The organism is Testudinibacter sp. P80/BLE/0925 (assembly GCF_053570785.1).
Window position 1 is genome coordinate 440678 of sequence record NZ_CM131636.1, and the last position, 17515, is coordinate 458192.

General features: G+C 46.3%; 16 protein-coding genes. 9 read left to right on the plus strand and 7 right to left on the minus strand.

Going from position 1 to position 17515, the window contains the following annotated elements:
* Nucleotides 1–60: 60 nt before the first annotated feature.
* The 4 genes from mltC to cadR form a co-directional block, all read right to left on the minus strand.
* Complete coding sequence (mltC, locus tag ACWA5Z_RS02150; RefSeq protein WP_431053692.1) at nucleotides 61–1149, minus strand: membrane-bound lytic murein transglycosylase MltC; 1089 nt, start codon at nucleotides 1147–1149, stop codon at nucleotides 61–63.
* Nucleotides 1150–1171: 22 nt separating this feature from the next.
* A complete protein-coding gene (locus tag ACWA5Z_RS02155) occupies nucleotides 1172–1444 on the minus strand; it encodes an oxidative damage protection protein (protein WP_431053693.1) in 273 nt (90 codons plus the stop codon).
* A gap of 47 nt (nucleotides 1445–1491) precedes the next feature.
* Nucleotides 1492–2625 (minus strand): A/G-specific adenine glycosylase, encoded by a 1134-nt coding sequence (mutY, locus tag ACWA5Z_RS02160; protein ID WP_431053694.1) that lies wholly within the window; start codon nucleotides 2623–2625, stop codon nucleotides 1492–1494.
* 138 nt (nucleotides 2626–2763) lie between these two features.
* Nucleotides 2764–3216: a Cd(II)/Pb(II)-responsive transcriptional regulator gene (gene cadR / locus ACWA5Z_RS02165; protein WP_431053695.1), complete on the minus strand. Its 453-nt coding sequence runs from the start codon at nucleotides 3214–3216 to the stop codon at nucleotides 2764–2766.
* A 78-nt stretch (nucleotides 3217–3294) separates the two neighbouring features.
* Here cadR and ACWA5Z_RS02170 point away from each other — a divergent pair, with 78 nt between their 5' ends.
* The 3 genes from ACWA5Z_RS02170 (at nucleotide 3295) to ACWA5Z_RS02180 (ending at nucleotide 7205) form a co-directional block, all read left to right on the plus strand.
* Nucleotides 3295–5490: a heavy metal translocating P-type ATPase gene (locus ACWA5Z_RS02170; RefSeq protein ID WP_431053696.1), complete on the plus strand. Its 2196-nt coding sequence runs from the start codon at nucleotides 3295–3297 to the stop codon at nucleotides 5488–5490.
* Nucleotides 5491–5628: 138 nt separating this feature from the next.
* Complete coding sequence (locus ACWA5Z_RS02175; protein WP_431053697.1) at nucleotides 5629–5907, plus strand: helix-turn-helix domain-containing protein; 279 nt, start codon at nucleotides 5629–5631, stop codon at nucleotides 5905–5907.
* Nucleotides 5907–7205, plus strand: a complete 1299-nt coding sequence (locus tag ACWA5Z_RS02180; RefSeq protein WP_431053698.1) for a type II toxin-antitoxin system HipA family toxin — start codon at nucleotides 5907–5909, stop codon at nucleotides 7203–7205. Before ACWA5Z_RS02175 ends, ACWA5Z_RS02180 begins: the two co-directional genes overlap by 1 nt.
* 50 nt (nucleotides 7206–7255) lie before the next feature.
* Here the strand turns inward: ACWA5Z_RS02180 and ACWA5Z_RS02185 are convergent, their stop codons facing one another.
* Complete coding sequence (locus tag ACWA5Z_RS02185) at nucleotides 7256–8341, minus strand: hypothetical protein (RefSeq protein ID WP_431053699.1); 1086 nt, start codon at nucleotides 8339–8341, stop codon at nucleotides 7256–7258.
* A 258-nt stretch (nucleotides 8342–8599) separates the two neighbouring features.
* On the opposite strand from ACWA5Z_RS02185, the gene trmB reads away from it, so the two are divergent.
* The 6 genes from trmB to nrdG all read left to right on the plus strand — a co-directional run bounded on the left by trmB (nucleotide 8600) and on the right by nrdG (nucleotide 13444).
* Nucleotides 8600–9358 carry a tRNA (guanosine(46)-N7)-methyltransferase TrmB gene (gene trmB, locus ACWA5Z_RS02190; protein ID WP_431053700.1) on the plus strand — a complete coding sequence of 253 codons (759 nt, stop codon included), beginning with the start codon at nucleotides 8600–8602 and terminating at the stop codon, nucleotides 9356–9358.
* Nucleotides 9359–9397: 39 nt separating this feature from the next.
* Nucleotides 9398–9736 (plus strand): YggL family protein, encoded by a 339-nt coding sequence (locus ACWA5Z_RS02195; RefSeq protein WP_431053701.1) that lies wholly within the window; start codon nucleotides 9398–9400, stop codon nucleotides 9734–9736.
* Nucleotides 9737–9821: 85 nt separating this feature from the next.
* The gene (locus ACWA5Z_RS02200) at nucleotides 9822–10370 is read left to right on the plus strand and encodes a YggT family protein (RefSeq protein WP_431053702.1); all 549 of its coding nucleotides are present in this window, start codon (nucleotides 9822–9824) and stop codon (nucleotides 10368–10370) included.
* Between the two features lie 3 nt (nucleotides 10371–10373).
* Nucleotides 10374–10667 (plus strand): DUF167 family protein YggU, encoded by a 294-nt coding sequence (yggU, locus tag ACWA5Z_RS02205; protein WP_431053703.1) that lies wholly within the window; start codon nucleotides 10374–10376, stop codon nucleotides 10665–10667.
* A 170-nt stretch (nucleotides 10668–10837) separates the two neighbouring features.
* Entirely contained in the window at nucleotides 10838–12961 is a 2124-nt protein-coding gene (gene nrdD, locus ACWA5Z_RS02210; protein ID WP_431053704.1) for an anaerobic ribonucleoside-triphosphate reductase, read from the plus strand.
* A gap of 15 nt (nucleotides 12962–12976) precedes the next feature.
* Nucleotides 12977–13444 (plus strand): anaerobic ribonucleoside-triphosphate reductase-activating protein, encoded by a 468-nt coding sequence (gene nrdG, locus ACWA5Z_RS02215; RefSeq protein WP_431053705.1) that lies wholly within the window; start codon nucleotides 12977–12979, stop codon nucleotides 13442–13444.
* A gap of 44 nt (nucleotides 13445–13488) precedes the next feature.
* Here the strand turns inward: nrdG and ACWA5Z_RS02220 are convergent, their stop codons facing one another.
* Both ACWA5Z_RS02220 and hemG read right to left on the minus strand, forming a co-directional pair.
* Nucleotides 13489–16965 carry a DEAD/DEAH box helicase gene (locus ACWA5Z_RS02220; RefSeq protein ID WP_431053706.1) on the minus strand — a complete coding sequence of 1159 codons (3477 nt, stop codon included), beginning with the start codon at nucleotides 16963–16965 and terminating at the stop codon, nucleotides 13489–13491.
* Nucleotides 16955–17515, minus strand: a complete 561-nt coding sequence (gene hemG / locus ACWA5Z_RS02225; RefSeq protein WP_431053707.1) for a menaquinone-dependent protoporphyrinogen IX dehydrogenase — start codon at nucleotides 17513–17515, stop codon at nucleotides 16955–16957. The genes ACWA5Z_RS02220 and hemG overlap by 11 nt, the downstream gene beginning before the upstream one ends.

Below are 17515 nucleotides of genomic sequence, written 5' to 3' on the forward strand. Positions count from 1 at the left end.
GCCCCATTCGTTTGCATGCTTTGTGTGCAAAGTGTCTGTTTTTAATCCGTAAACTGATTATTAATTAGCACGCACGCGATATTTCTTTTGCGCCGAATCCACTTTCACCAGATAATTACGCGCCTGAGCAGACGGATGTCGGGTGGTCAAAGTGCGGTACACTTGCTCGGGAAGTAAGCGATTGATCTTTTCTATCGCCATGGTTTTGTCCTGATCAAACACGCGCAACACCGCCCCTGCACCGCTGTTATACGCGGAAATCATCGCATAGCGTTTAGAAGACGGATCGGTGATCCCGGCAAGGTAGTTATTTTGCAACAAAGACAAATAGGCGACACCGGCATCAATGTTTTTGTGCGGATCAAACAAATATTCTTTGCTCGGCTGTCCCGGCATTTTCTTCATAATCTGAAAAATATCACGTCCGGCAGTATGCGGCACCACCTGCATTAAACCGATTGCATTGGCATAACTGATCGCATACGGATTGAAGCTCGATTCGGTTTGCATAATCGCCAAAATCAGGCTTTCGTCAATATTATAATGACGCGCGGCGCGGCGCACGAACGGCACATATTTTTGCGCGCGTACGTTGATATGGTTGGCGATCATCGGAATGGTGACATATTCTACCAACTGCCCGTTACTCAAGCGCCGGGTTTGCAGGCTATTTTGCAATAAATGATTGGCAAAAGCATTGGCGCTGTCGAGATTGCTAATCGTCGCGCCACGGTGATCCACCACCTGTCCGGCTAAAAACGGACGTGAGCTGATTGGCGCATCACCGTCGGCAAACAGATCAATTCCGTTGGCGTCCGAACCCATCATCAAGGTATGCACAATGGATTTTTTCAGGCGATATGCGTCCATTCCCTGGGTTTCAATGGTGATCTTGCCTTCGTCAAAACTGATATGGCTGCGGGTGTTATATTGGTCGGTGTATTTGACATAATCCTTACGGCTCGCCACCAACAGTTCGTTCACTCCCCATTTGCGATCAATGTTATGCGAAAACTGCCCGGTCAGAATATCCAACCCCCGTAAATCTTTGGCAAAAGCGTCGTCATAATCAATTCCACTGCTTTTTTTGGAGGAAGAGCCACACGCCACTAAAAAAGGGATCAACAGCACCAGTAAATATTTTTTCATGGGTAAACCTTCAACTCGCCGCTTATTGACTTGGGGGAACATAGCCTTCGATATGAACGTCTTTGCCTTCAAACAGGAAATTGACCATTTCGCTTTCCAGTAGCTGACGATGTTCAACGTTCATCATATTCAGTTTTTTCTCATTGACTAACATGGTCTGTTTTTTCATCCATTCGCCCCATGCCTGCTTGCTGATCGAATCGAAGATCCGCTTGCCCAGTTCACCGGGATAAAGCTGAAAATCCAGCCCGTCGGCTTCCTGTTTCAAATATTCGCAATAAACTGTTCGTGCCATTTGCTAGTCCTTTTTACTTTTTTACATTAGATCATTAATTAGACAAATTATTTCTGCCTTGGTTGCATTGCCTGCAATTGTAATAATAAATTTTTCATTGGTGTCGCCAAACCGATTTTTGGCGGTGATTGAAAATTATACCAATAATTCTTTGTTTCGGGTATATCCGTGCGGTATTCCGGTTGGCTTTCCGCCACTTTTTCTGACAAAGGGTATGATCGGGGGCGGTCATTCATCCGAAGTGCGGTTTTCTCCGCATAAATCGGTACGATATCCAAGTGAAAATGGCTGAACGTGTGGCGAAAAGCGGTCCATTGTCGGTAATCCCGAATATCCTGTTGCTGTAAATAGGCAAGCAAATCCGCTTTCTGTTCAAACTGCGGGAAACAATACAGTCCGCCCCACAAGCCTTGCGGCGGGCGCTGCTGTAATAACACCTGATTGCCGTCCCGCAACAATAAGAAATACGCCTGTTTTTCCGGCAAGCTTTTTTTCGGCTTTTTGCCCGGATAAGCCTGCCAATTCTGTTGCCGATTGGCGACACAACTAACTTGCAGCGGGCACAGACCGCACTTGGGTTTCGAACGGGTACACACCATCGCGCCCAGATCCATCATCGCCTGATTAAAATCCGCCACTTGCTCGTTCGGGGTGACTTGCTCGCTATATTGCCACAGTCGGTCGCTGACTTTTTTCTCTCCCGCCCAGCCGTCTACGGCAAAATGGCGCGCCAATACGCGTTTCACATTGCCGTCCAGAATCGGATAAGGCGCATTCAGGCAAGAAGATAAAATCGCACCGGCGGTGCTACGCCCAACCCCGGGCAACTGCCACACTTGTTCAAAATCGGTTGGAAATTGTCCGTGATGTTGATCGCGGATCACCTGCGCCGCTTTATGCAAATTGCGCGCCCGCGCGTAATAACCCAAGCCCGTCCAGAGGTGTAGCACTTCATCAATCGCCGCATCTGCCAATGCCGTCACCGTCGGAAAAGTCGCCGTAAAGCGTTCGAAATAGGGGATCACGGTCGCCACTTGGGTTTGTTGCAACATCACTTCCGACAACCAAACTTGATATAGGGTTTTATTACGCTGCCACGGCAAATCTTTGCGTCCGTATTGCCGGTACCAGTCGAGTACCGCACGTGCGAAAGGGGCATGAATTGAAGATTGGGCTAACATAACGGCTCTATTGCGAATCAAAAAACCGCACTTTACCGCAACTGCACTCACAACGCCATGAAAATCACACTTCCGCAGCGTTGCATTTTCGTCAGAATGTGTTTTTTCAATTAATGTCAGATGTTACCATGCCCGATACTATCGATTACCACACACCTTATGCGCACGACTAACCGAATGGGCAACGTCAGCGCAATTCAGCCGTTCCAATCCTTTCAAAATTCCGCAATCCTGCATACGGTGCACTTCGCCGCATTGGCTGCGCAATTCGCCTAATTGCGCTTCCAACGCGCGTAACTCCGCAATCCGTGCTTTAACGTGCAGCAAATGCCGATCAATCAAATCATTAATCGAAGCGCAACTGGCATTGGAGTCGGCTTTGGCTTGTAGCAATTCACGAATTTCATCCTGTGTCATTTCTAAAGCGCGGCAACGGCGGATAAACACCAAGCGCTCCAAATGTCGCGTGCCGTATTCACGGTAGTTATTCAGGCGGTTGCGCGGTGCCGCCGGCATTAATCCCTCCCGTTCGTAATAACGAATGGTTTCCACCGCACAGCCGGTTTGTTTAGCCAAATCCCCGATTTTCATTTTTTCCCCCGCTTGACCCTGTAGCTGCTACAGGGTGTTTAATATCATACAACAACCGTACGATTGAAGGAAAAGATTATGTCAGGCTGCTGCTCTCAGCAACGTCATCAATCGGCACAACCGCACTTTGCCGAGTTGGCGCAAGCCAAAACGGTCGCAGGCGGGGTACAAACCACCATGCGGATCAAGCAAATGGACTGCCCGACCGAAGAAGGCATGATTCGCAAAAAATTAGGCGCAATGGCAGAAGTACACGCGTTGGAATTCAATCTAATCCAACGAATGTTGCGCGTCACCCACGGCGAACATGATTTGCCGAAGATATTAGCCGCAATCCGCGCCCTTGGTTTTGAGCCTGAATTGCCGGATAGCGACGGCAAACCAGCCCAAACCGTCGAACCGCAAAAACCGCTATTGCCACTGGCGATAGCTGGCGTATCGGCATTAGGTGCAGAAGCCGTAACTTGGTTTGGCTTGCCCACTTGGGCTAATGGGATTGGGGCAATCTTGGCGGTGACAGCGGTGTTGTTGTGCGGATTGGAAACTTACAAAAAAGGCTTGTGGTCGATTCGCTGCGGCAGTTTAAATATCAACGCCTTGATGAGCATTGCCGTAACCGGCGGCTTGCTGATTGGACAATGGGCGGAAGCGGCGATGGTGATGGTATTGTTTGCTTTGGCAGAAATGATCGAAGCCAAGTCCCTTGAGCGTGCCCGAAATGCAATTGGCGAATTAATGGCGCTCGCCCCCGAAACCGCCACCGTACAACAAGCTGACGGTTCGTGGCAAGAGATTACAGCGCAGAACGTGGCTGTGGGCAATATTGTACGGGTAAAACCGGGTGAACGAATCGCCCTCGACGGCACGATCACCTGGGGGCAAAGTGCGGTCAACCAAGCGCCGATTACCGGCGAAAGTCTGCCGCTGAATAAAACGGTGGGTGATCAGGTATTCGCCGGCACGATCAACCAAAGCGGTTCGTTTGAATACCGAGTCACCGCCGCCGCAAACAACTCGACCCTAGCCCGCATTATCCATGCGGTGGAAGAGGCGCAAAGTGTGAAAGCGCCGACACAACGCATTGTCGATCGCTTCGCGCAAATTTATACCCCTGCGGTGCTGGTGATTGCATTGTTGGTTGCCATCATTCCGCCGCTATTTATGGCTGGCGCTTGGTTTGAATGGATTTATAAGACATTGGTTTTATTGGTGATCGCCTGCCCTTGCGCCTTGGTCATTTCCACGCCGGTCACAGTGGTCAGCGGCTTGGCAGCGGCGGCGCGCAAAGGGATTTTGATTAAAGGCGGCGTTTATTTAGAACAAGGGCGGTTATTAAAAACCTTGGCGTTGGATAAAACCGGAACTTTAACCCACGGCAAACCGGTACAAACCGAAATGACCGCACTTGCCGCCATGCCATTGACGGAAGCACAACGCCTTGCCGCCAGCCTTGCCGCTCATTCCGATCACCCGGTTTCACAGGCGATTACAACTGCTGGCAATGAACAAAATCCAGCATTAGCCGATGTGGACAATTTCACCGCACTTTTGGGACGCGGCGTACAAGGGCAAATTAACGGCACGGACTATGTGCTGGGCAATATTCACTTAATCGAAGAACGCAAACAAGCCACGAACGAGCTACAAAGCCAAATCGAGCTATTGGAAAAACAGGGTAACAGCGTGGTGCTATTAGCGGATAACAAACAAGTGTTGGCGCTATTTGCCGTTGCTGATACCGTGAAAAAAAGCAGCTGCCAAGCCATTGCCGAACTACACAACTTAGGCGTAAAAACGCTAATGCTGACCGGTGACAATCAACACACCGCCAATACGATTGCGGCACAAGTCGGCATTGATCAAGCCCTTGGCAATCAATTGCCTGAAGATAAATTAAAGGTGATACAACGTGCGGTTGAACAACAAGCTAAACAGCAAAAAATCGGCATGGTCGGCGACGGCATTAATGACGCGCCCGCCCTTGCCCGTGCAGATATTGGTTTTGCCATGGGCGCAATGGGAACGGATACCGCACTTGAAACCGCTGATGTTGCCTTAATGGACGATGATTTGCGCAAAATCCCTGAATTTATCCGTTTATCAAAAAATACCCACACCATTCTGAAGCAAAACATCAGCTTCGCCCTTGCGGTTAAACTCCTCTTCTTTGTTTTAACGCTTGCCGGGCTAGGCACAATGTGGATGGCGGTGTTCGCTGATGTCGGCACCAGTTTACTGGTGGTGGGAAATGGCTTACGCTTAATGCGAACCTAATCGGCTAACCACACTTTAGTGATTAAAGATGAAAAAGTGCGGTAGAGAAACCTCTTTATTTATCCCTATATAAGGATAAACTTGACTTTATCCTTTTTAGCGGTTATTTTATTAAATATCTGCTAAAGAGGATAAATCATGGCAATTACCACCGCAAAAATGTTAGCGCATGCCTTAAAAGAATTTCGCTATCAGAATAAGTTGTCGCAATCGCAAGTCGCTTTGCTCGCCGGCGTGAAGCAAGCGACGGTTTCCGCTTTTGAAAACCAGCCTGAACGCAGCAAAGTCGATACCTTGTTTAATTTGCTGTCGGCGTTAGAACTAGAAATCACGCTATCGCCACGTAATAAAACCGCAACCCCGACAAGTGATCAAGTGCAAGAGCCGACCCCTGATTTTGATGACGAGGATTGGTGATGAACCGCTTGACGATTGCGATGAACGGTATTGAAGTCGGGCTGTGGACAAAAAGCCGCGACGGCGCAAGCCAATTTCAATACGAATCCACTTGGTTAAACCACGCTAAGGCGCGTCCGATTTCGTTGTCGCTGCCGTTATCGGAAAAAGTCTATAAAGGTAGCCCCGTCTATAATTTTTTCGATAATTTATTGCCTGATAATGAACAAATCCGTTCACGTATTCAACAGCGTTTCCAAGTTGCCACCAAACACCCGTTTGATTTACTCGGTGCCATTGGGCATGACTGTGTTGGCGCAATTCAGCTTTATCCGCAAGGAAAACGCCCTTATTCGGTCAGGAAAATCGACGCCGTGCCGTTAAGTGAAACGGATATTGCGGCATTATTAAAAAACTACCAATTTTCACCGTTGGGAATGGATAATGCACACCAAGATTTTCGGATTTCCCTTGCCGGTGCGCAGGAAAAAACCGCACTTTTATATCATCACAACCAATGGTGCAAGCCGCTCAACACCACGCCGACCAGCCATATTATGAAATTGCCGATCGGTATTGTCGGGCAAGGACAGCTTGATTTATCCGACAGTTGCGAAAATGAATGGCTTTGTTTGCAACTGTTGACAGCCTTTGGCTTGCCCGTCGCCAATGCGGAAATTTTGTATTTTGACGATTGCAAAGTGTTGTCGGTTGAACGTTTTGATCGCCGCTGGGCGGCTTCAGGACGTTGGTTAGTGCGCTTGCCGCAGGAAGATATGTGTCAAGCCTTGGCAATTGCCCCTGCGTTAAAATACGAAGCGGACGGCGGACCGAGTATCTTATCCATTCTCGAATTGTTAAAAGGCTCGGCAGACAGTCTTGAAGATCGTCTGCGCTTTTTTAAAGCACAGATTATCTTTTGGTTGATGGCGGCGATTGACGGACATGCGAAAAACTACAGTCTGTTTTTGGAAAAAGATAACCGCTACCGTCTAACGCCGTTTTATGATGTCATCTCTGCGTTTCCACTGTTAAAACCGCAAGGCTTACAACGGCAAAAAATCAAAATGGCAATGGCATGGCACGGAAAAAACAAACACTATTTATGGGATAAAATCCAAATCCGCCATTTTCTCGAAACCGGCAGACTGGCAGGTTTGCGCCCGCTACTCGTCGAAGAAATATTGCACGAAGTTGCTACAAACTATCAAAGTGCGGTTGAACAATGTCAGCAACGGCTGCCGAAAAACTTTCCGCTAGAGATTGGCGAACCGATTTTAGAGGGCGTTTGGCAGCAAGGAAAGCGATTGAAAGGATAGAAAAAACCGCACGTTGAAGTGCGGTTCGGTAACATATTGATTGCTTGAGACTATTGTGGCGTTCCTTCTGCGCCGAAAACACCTCGCCACTCAGCCCCATTATCATTGGAGCTTCCTTTTCCAACAATAAATTTACCCTTATCTAAGAAATCACCTTTTAACTCACCGTCTTTAGTAATTAGATCATATTGATTTTGCTTTTTATTTACAGTCGCTTGCAATGTAAAATCAGGTTCAGTAACATCCGATCCAGCCAAGTCTAAAAATAGCTGACCACCGCCAGTATCATTACTTTGAATTGTACCACTCATGCCTTTTGTGGTTGCATTATAAGTTAAACTCAAATTTGCTTCAGCACTAGCAAAATCATTAGTGTTCGTCGAATAAAGGAACTTGCCTTCATAATTCATACTGACCGATGGAGCAACTGTATCTTTTTTATCACTATTATAGCCATAAAACATATCAAATTCACGAGCACGCTGAGTAGCGTCCCTCCATACATCCCCTGCAGCGACCTCATTATCTGTTGCAATATAACCATAATAACCAACATCTGCTAAAGAAAGTACTTTTGTATTATTATCACCATCTACAATAGTAATAGTTGATGGTGTTTCTGAGGTTTTGACCGTTTCAAATTTATTATTATCTAATTTAACTTCATAATATCCTTTTCTTTCACCTTCCCATGCTGAAAAGCCATAACCATACTTAATCATGACTAATTGCCCATCATAAGTAGGTATCACTTGTGGTTGTGGTTGTGGTTGTGGTTGTGGTTGTACAGGATCTACCGCCGGAGGAACTTGATCCTCTGGTTTATCTTTTGGCTCTTCTTCTTTATCTTCAGATACGCCAGTATTAACCTGATTTGTACTTGTATTTTCTGACGCAGTGTTTTCAGATTGCTGCTTATTTGATGCTTGGCTACGAATCTCTTTCTCTTTTAAAGCCGCCAGTTCAGTTTGCTCAGATGAACTTGCAGAGCCTGAATTTGAACCTGAATTTTCAACCAAATTGGAAGCAATTGGAGTCGTATCAGCCGCAGACGATCCACCGCCGCCGCCACAAGCAACTAAAAAAGCGGATAGGAAAAGGGTAATTGCTGTTTTATTATAAATACTTTTCATCATGTTATTTCTCTTATCATCATGTTAATGAAATATTCCGCAGGTTAAGCCTCAAATCAAAAATAAATACATCCTATTCTTATTTGCTTAACTGAGGTGGTGCGCATTCTAACAAGGATTACGTCAAGCTTTGTCTATTTAACGTAAGAAATCAGGCTCTGATCACCCTTGATTGCCAAAGAAATAGCGAAAACAGTTGTAATCCCCACAGATATTTGCATAATGCGCCTATCAAATAGAAAGGGATCTTATTTCGTTATCATGTCAAAAGTTACACAACCGCAAACCACCTTTGCCGATCAGAAGCGCAAAACGGTCGAAACCGCGGAATTTACCGCCGACGGGCGTTATATGCGCAAAGTGCGTAGCTTTGTGCTGCGCACCGGGCGTTTGAGCGATTATCAGAAAAATGCGATGAACAACCATTGGGCGGATTTCGGCTTGGAATATCAAGCCACGCCGTTCGATTTCAGCGCGATTTACGGCAATGATAATCCGGTGGTGTTGGAAATCGGCTTCGGCATGGGAACGTCGTTGGTGGAAATGGCGAAAAATAATCCGGATCGCAATTATCTCGGAATTGAAGTGCATACTCCGGGCGTCGGTGCCTGCGTGGCATTGGCGGTGCAGGAAAAGGTGACGAATTTGCGCGTAATTTGCCACGACGCGATGGAAATTTTGCGCGACAGTATTGCCGATCACAGCTTAGGCGGATTACAATTGTTTTTCCCTGATCCGTGGCAAAAAAGCAAACACCATAAACGTCGGATCGTGCAGCCGGAATTTATCCGCTTGATACAACAAAAGCTGAAGTGCGGTGGCTTTATTCACATGGCGACCGATTGGCAGAATTATGCCGAGCATATGCTGGAAACCCTGCAACACAGCGATGAATTGCATAACCAATCGGCAACGAACGATTATATCCCGCGTCCGGATTTCCGCCCGTTGACCAAGTTCGAACAGCGCGGACAAAAACTGGGACACGGGGTTTGGGATCTGTATTTTATTTATCGTTAAATAAACTTTATTCATTATCAACTAAAAAAGGAAAATAGTATGGCTATTCAGCGTAACCGCAGACAGCGCAAAAAAATGCACCTTGCCGAATTCCAAGAGTTAGGCTTTGTTGTCCGCTGGCAATTCGCCGACAACACTTCGGTTGAAGAAATCGACGCCACTTTGGATCGTTTTATCGACGAAGTGATCAAGCCACACGGCTTAGCCTACGAAGGCAGCGGCTACCTACATTGGGAAGGGTTGGTTTGTTTGGAAAAAGTCGGCAACTGCGACGATTCACACCGCACGTTGGTACAAAACTGGCTCAGCGCAAACAACCTGCAACAAATCGAAACCAGCGAACTGTTCGATATCTGGTGGGATTATCCGATTCAGTAATTGCGCCTTGAATTATTGAAATTTGATCTTATCTATTAAAGTGCGGTTTTCAGACCGCACTTTTGCTATTTTTTGAAGGATAATCATGAACACATTACAATTTTTAGTGCAGACCGTGGCGGGGCTATATACCTTTATTCTGATATTGCGCGCGTGGTTCCAATATTGTCAGGTGGATTTTTACAATCCGCTGTCGCAAGTCGTGGTGAAACTGACGCAGCCGGTGTTGGCGCCGTTACGCAAATTGATCCCAACGCGCAAGAATATTGATTTTGCTGCGTTAGCATTCGCTTTTGTGCTGAATATGCTGAAATATCCGCTATTAACCGGCGGTTTTGACGGCGCCAGTTTGCCGCAGTTCGCACTGATCGGTGTATTGGCGATGATTAAGGCGTTTGGCGAGATTATCTTTTGGGCGATTTTGATCCGTGCGGTAATGAGCTGGTTTTCGCAAGGCAATCACCCGCTGGAATACCAACTGTACCGTATCACTGAGCCGCTGCTAGCCCCGATTCGCCGCATTCTGCCGAATACCGGCATGATCGATTTCTCGGTGATGGCGTTGGCGTTTATCCTGATTTTCGGCAACAAGTTGCTGATGGATCTCTTCGGCGCCTTGTGGCTGCTTGCATAACCGATGGCGGCGGTTGAAACACACCCAAACGGATTGCGGCTGAAAATTTTGCTGCAACCCAAAGCGAGCAGAGATCAGCTGGTCGGGCTACACGACGACGAGCTGAAAATCACCATCACCGCCCCGCCGATTGACGGACAAGCCAACGCGCACCTGTTAAAATTCCTCAGCAAACAATTCAAAGTCGCCAAAAGTAGCATTGTGTTGGAAAAAGGCGAATTAAATCGGCATAAACAAGTTTTTATTCCTGAACCGAAAATCATTCCTGATGTGGTACAAGCCTTGCTTAATGCGTAAAACCGCACTTTATTCTTTGCTTTCTTATTTCCCATACAAATCACCCCTTAATTTTTGAGAAGCATTTTTATTTGACACAGATCAAATTTTCAAGATATAGTGCTTTCAAATAATAAAACATCTATATATAGTGTTTTAGCTTTTTGATTTAATCAATATAAGGGGCTTTTATGTCAGGGTTACAGGTCATCAAACGCGACGGTGCCAGCACGCCGTTTGTGGCGGAGCGGATTTTACAGGCGATTCGTAAGGCGGCGGTTGCTTGCGGTATCAACAACGAGGCGTTTTGTTCGCATATCAGCAATGAAGTTTGCCAGCAGATTTTCAGCCATTATCAAAAGCAGATTGATATTGCGCATATTCAAGCGATTGTCGAAGAAAAACTAATGCGCAGCCAATATCCTCAAATTGCGCGTGCCTATATCGAATACCGCCACGACCGCGATTTGGCGCGCGAGAAACGTAGCCAATTGACGCAAGAGATCGAGGGGTTGATTGAGCAAAGCAATCTGGAAATCCTGAATGAAAACGCCAATAAAGACGCCAAAGTGATCCCGACCCAGCGCGATCTACTGGCGGGTATCGTGGCAAAACATTACGCCAAACGCTATCTCTTGCCCGCCGATGTGGTGGCGGCACACGAAAAAGGCGAAATTCATTATCACGATTTGGATTACGCGCCGTTCTTCCCGATGTTCAACTGCATGTTGGTTGATCTGCAAGGCATGCTCGAGCAGGGCTTTAAAATGGGTAATGCCGAGATTGAAACCCCGAAATCGATCACCACCGCCACCGCCGTCACCGCACAGATTATCGCGCAGGTGGCAAGCCATATTTACGGCGGCACAACCATCAATCGGATTGATGAAGTGCTTGCGCCTTATGTGCAGAAAAGTTATGAAAAACATTTGGTGGTGGCGGCAGAATGGCAAATTGCCGATGCGGAAGGCTACGCCAAAGCACGCTTGCAAAAAGAGTGTTTTGACGCCTTTCAATCGTTGGAATACGAAGTCAACACCCTGCACACCGCCAACGGGCAAACCCCGTTTGTGACCTTCGGTTTCGGCTTGGGCACAAGTTGGCAATCACGTCTGATTCAGCAGGCGATTTTGCAAAACCGAATTCGCGGTTTAGGCAAAAATCATAAAACCGCCATTTTCCCGAAACTGGTGTTTACCTTAAAACAAGGGCTAAATTTACATCCGACGGATCCGAATTACGACATTAAACAACTGGCACTGGAATGCGCCACGCAACGCATGTACCCCGATATTTTGAATTACGATCAAGTGGTGCAAGTCACCGGTTCGTTCAAAGCGCCGATGGGCTGCCGCAGCTTTTTAGGCAAATATGAACAGGATCAACAGGAAATCCACGAGGGGCGCAATAATCTCGGCGTCGTCAGTTTGAACCTGCCGCGTATTGCGCTGGAAGCGCAAGGTGACGAAGTGCGGTTTTATCAATTGTTGGATCAGCGCCTCGCCATTGCTAAAAAAGCGCTGATGACGCGGATTGCGCGCTTGCAACAAACCAAAGCGCGGGTTGCGCCGATTTTATATATGGAGGGCGCGTGCGGCGTGCGTTTAAACGCCGATGATTGTGTCGCCGATATTTTCAAAAACGGCAGAGCCTCGATTTCGCTCGGGTATATCGGCATTCACGAAACCATCAATGCGCTGTTCGGCAGCCATATTTATGATCAACAAAGTCTGTGGCAAAAAGGGTTGGCGATCGTGCAACACCTGCGAAGTGCGGTCGAAACGTGGAAACAAGAAACCGGCTATGCCTTTAGCCTGTATTCCACCCCAAGTGAAAATCTGTGCGACCGTTTCTGCCGCCTCGACAGCAAAACCTTTGGCATTATCGAGGGCGTAACCGACAAAGGTTATTACACTAACAGTTTCCATTTGGACGTGGAGAAGAAAGTCAATCCGTACGATAAACTGGATTTTGAAATGGCATATCCGCCAATCGCCAACGGCGGTTTTATCTGCTACGGCGAATACCCGAATCTGCAACACAACCTGAAAGCGTTGGAGGACGTGTGGGATTACAGCTATTCGCGCGTGCCGTATTACGGCACCAATACGCCGATTGACGAGTGCTACGGCTGCGGTTACAAAGGCGAATTCGACTGCACCAGCAAAGGCTTCACCTGCCCGTCCTGCGGCAATCACGACAGTAACACGGTGTCGGTGACCCGTCGGGTGTGCGGCTATCTCGGCAGTCCCGACGCGCGTCCGTTCAACAGCGGCAAGCAGGAAGAGGTGAAACGGCGGGTGAAACACCTATAAAAGTACGGTCTGAACATGAATTATCTGCAATATTATCCGGTTGATGTGGTCAACGGCGAAGGCACGCGCTGCACCCTGTTTGTCGCAGGGTGCGAACACCAATGCAAGGGCTGTTACAACCAAAAAAGCTGGTCGTTCTGTGCCGGAGTGCCGTTCGATCAAGCGATGGAAGATCAGATTATTGCCGATTTACAAGACACACGGATCAAGCGGCAAGGCTTGAGCCTGAGCGGCGGCGATCCGTTGCACCCGAGAAACCTGACCGCACTTTTGCCGTTGGTGCAACGGATTAAACGCGAGTGTTTGGGCAAGGATATTTGGTTGTGGACGGGTTATCGTTTGCAAGAACTCAGCCCCGAGCAAAAGGCGTTGGTGGGTTATGTGGATGTGTTGATCGACGGCAAATTCGAGCAGAGCCTCGCCGATCCGAAACTGCTGTGGCGCGGTTCGAGTAATCAGGTGATTTATCGGTTGCATATCTAAAAAATAGCAATCTTGATAAGGCGTCACGGGCAAAAAATGACGTTTTATACCTTACTGTCCAAACACGTTGACACATTGTCTAAGAATTTTTTTGCCGTTATTTTAGGTAATAGGCTATTCGCTTCCGTGAAAAATGGCAGATTGCCCCATATTGTCATGTCACCGATCATAAAAAAGCGGTGCTTAGCACGGGTTAAAGCCACATTTAATAAATTAGGTTTGCTTGCCGCCCAACCCGCCGCACAAAGATTGAGCTCATCACAGCCAAGCACCAGCCATACAATACTTTCTTCTTTGCCTTGAAAAGTATGCACAGTTCCTATACGGCTACCGCACCATTTTTTCAAGGTCGATTTCAACGGCGCTTCCCTTATTAACGAATGGCAATGGCTCCATTCGTCATGATTTACCATTTTCTTAACCAATTCCGCTTGAATCTGTTTGAAAGGAGAAATAATGTAAATTGGCGGCAGCTCATTCAATTTATTATATAAAATTACAACGGCTTCAAATACCAGTTCAATCTGCTCTTTAACCGATTGCTTATTATTAGCCGCACCGCCAATATCAACCCAGGCGCTGTTTCCTAAATCCAAACTTCCTTTCGGCGGCAACCGTTTCAGTCGATCTATCGGTTCGAAAAAGACCATTTTGCCTTGATAAGCAATCTGATTGGCGATCGAAAACATCGGATCGACACAGCGGCGATGAACTCTTAGCGGACAGCCAAGCCAATCATCATCAAGACTGACTCCATATTGATTCGCCATATCAGCCAAGTACTGCACTGATATTTTATGCGGAGCCACCTGCCTGGTGATATCTTGGTTGGAAATTTGAGCTATCGCTTCGATTAATTTAGTCGGAACGGTAAATACAGGTTCAATTTGCAACGGATCACCGACTACAACGGCTCTTTGACTACGCCATAGTGCGCCGACAGCAGCCTGCGGTATTGCTTGCCCGGCTTCGTCAATAAACAGCCAGCCGAGACTTTTTGCCCCCAGCCCTCTGAATTGAGTAAAAAATGAGGCAAAAGTACTGGAAATAACAGGGATTATCATAAATAAACTTTGCCAAATCGGCAGGATATTTTCCGTTTTCAATATATGTTTACCGGATAAAAAATCTTGTATTGCCAGAAGATTTCCTGCAAAACCATTCCCTTGTTGTGTGACCTCTGCTAACCAAGCTTCATGTAATTGTAAGGCGGCTTTAAAAAGTTGCGAGCGTTTGATATTTACTCTTTTATCAAACCATACTCCCTGAATCTGCCATTTATCTTGCTCTAACGCGCAGCTGTCAAACGGCGCTTCGGCCTCCGGAAAAGTATGCCGATACTGTTCCAATTCCTGCATTTTGACCTGCCATAATTTCCGTCTTTCTACTAACTGCCGCCGTAGCGTTTGATAATGAAGCAAGGCTGAATGCTGACTCTTTTTTAAACTAAGCCATTCTTTTTCTAACTGGATCTCCTGCTCGTTGCATATCTGCAACTTTTCTTTCTTCTCGTTCAACACCGCGATGTAGTGAATGCAATCATTAGATTTAAAAATCTTTTTCAACCACCACCAATTAGGTCGGATTTGCTCAATTGCGTTTTTCTCTTTTATCAACAAACGTAATTCAGCGCTAATGATTTCCCTGCGCTGTTCCACTTGCAACAGGTTATTTTCTACCTCACTTAACTGTTTTTTGGCGCTCTTCTCTTGTTGCAAAATTTGCCGAATAAAATCAACTTCAGTTTGACCATCTAACTCAATACGCAGTTGGGCATAGTGATCGAGTTGTTGAATTAATGTACTCACTTCAGCTTCTATCGCTAAAAAATCGCTTCTTGCTTGAGCAAAAGATATTCCTTTTTTCTTAGCATAATCTCGACGCCAATGCCATATCGATTGATGTTTATTGCAATCATACCCTTTAGCGGTTGAATCAAGGCTACCTTCGCCATCAAAAAAGAATTTATTCACAAAATTCTGCCGGTTGGTTTTATTTCCGAGCGAACATGCAATCAATCCCCAAGGCAACTCTTCATCCGAAAGCTGATTATAACCACCCTTATTGTTTTTAGCCGCAATATTATGGGCAACTGTTTGCAAATAGGTTAGCGGTGCTTCGTTGGATTGAGCATGTTCAGATAAATTATTGCTATCCTCACTAATTTTCCACATCCCCAGCGATTTTGCTTTGGGTAAGTCTTTAGAAATATTTTCGACAGCCGTATTATTTGACGAGGCAACAACCATTTCAAAGCCGGTCAGTGACTCTTTTAATAATGAAATCGTCACACATTTGCCACCGTGAAAATCGACTTGCCGCTTTCCGGAAAAAGTATCGACAACACGATTAAACTGCGCTAATTCATGGGCCCGACGGACAATATTCTCTGCCATAATATCGCGCAACAGTGTCGTTTTACCGGTTCCGGGCGGCCCATTGACTGAAAATATTCCGCTTTGCTTCAGTTGCGTAAAAATACTGTTAATCGCAAATTGCTGCATTAAACTCATTCTATGCGTCGGGCAATCCGGCCAATGTCCGGCATTGAGATAACGCGGACGTAATCTCTCCGCAATTTGCTTTTGTCCTTCAAGCTGATACAAATCAATCCGCTGCGCTTTACTCAATGGCGTCAGATACTCCTCTAACACAGAACAACTTTCGCCATTTTTCAATGCCATAATAACGCTCTTAAGCTCTTTAATATAAAAACTATTAAAAATATTAATTAAATTTTCTTGGGTATCAAGGTCTTCTTCTTGCTGTTCTCTATTATTATTGCTATCACTAAGAGCGGTGGCGGTGGCAGAATCCGATTTTTTAATCGGCGTCATCAAGGCTCGAATAACGATCGTCATTGAATCTTGGTTGCTCAAGTGAGGTTGATAATCCGCCCATTGATAAAAAAGTGTTTGTAAAGATAATAAATCCAGACCGGATAAGCCTTTTTGTTGATTTTCCTCTGTCGCACGCTGTAAATAGTCGTACTGAAAATTAACCAGCTTTAATTTAAGTTGATCCAAATCATAATCAAATTGCTCAGATGATAATCCGCTTAGCCCGCCTTTCTGAATTTGCCCCAGTGCCCAAGGAGCTGCCGAAACAGCAATATCATCCAGAAGCAATTCACCTTCTTGATTCAACTTCAATTTTGCAAAACACGTTTTTCCCTCAAGATCCAGCCGTTCCTCTTCAAAAAGCTCGTTTTCTAACCCCAGCTCTTCAGAGACCACTTTTTGCGTTATTTTTGACAGCTCGTATTTATCAAAAATCCCAAAATAGATTTCGTATCCAGTAATTTTATAACCGTCTTGCGCGGTATTAGCTTGCCACAATCGAATTTCTGACGACTGTAAATCGGCTTGCGAAAAACAATGTATCGTCCTTTCGGCGTCACTGGCTTCCAGCACCGTCCTTTGTAAATCGAAAGGAATAAAAAATTCGATCTTATACCAAAATTTAAGAATTTCTATGCAACGGGAACGTCGTATTTTTTTATCTACCGAATCATATTCCATCTTCAACTCCTAAAGCGTCTAATCCTTTAGCAAACGCCGCCACCTTCGCCCAATCGGTATATTCCACCTCTTTGCTGGTGTCGGTTTCGCCGCCGGTGATTTTCATAATCAAACGGATCATAAAACGGTCAAAAAAACGGTATTGCGGATAACGCAACGCACCGGCGAAAACCGCACTTTGGCTCGGTTGCCAGTCGATCCGTTGCAATAATTTACGGGTGTAGGCGTTGGTCTCAGGGGTATTTTTATCCGCTTTGCGCGCGGTTAAATTCACGCTGTAAAAGGCGGTTTTTTTCGCATTTAATAACGCCGCATGGCGGGCGATATACGGCTCTAACGCCTTGTTAAAATGCCCGTAACGAATCGACGCGCCGATGATAATCCGATCGTACTGCGCCAAATCCCGCTGCTCGGCTGCGGCGAGTGCCACTAAATCCACCACCGCACTTTGATTCCGATTCCGATTCTGGTTTTTGATTTCGGCGGCAATCGCTTGCGCAATTTTATGGGTTTGCCCATCGACACTCGAATAAATAATTAAGGTTTTCAT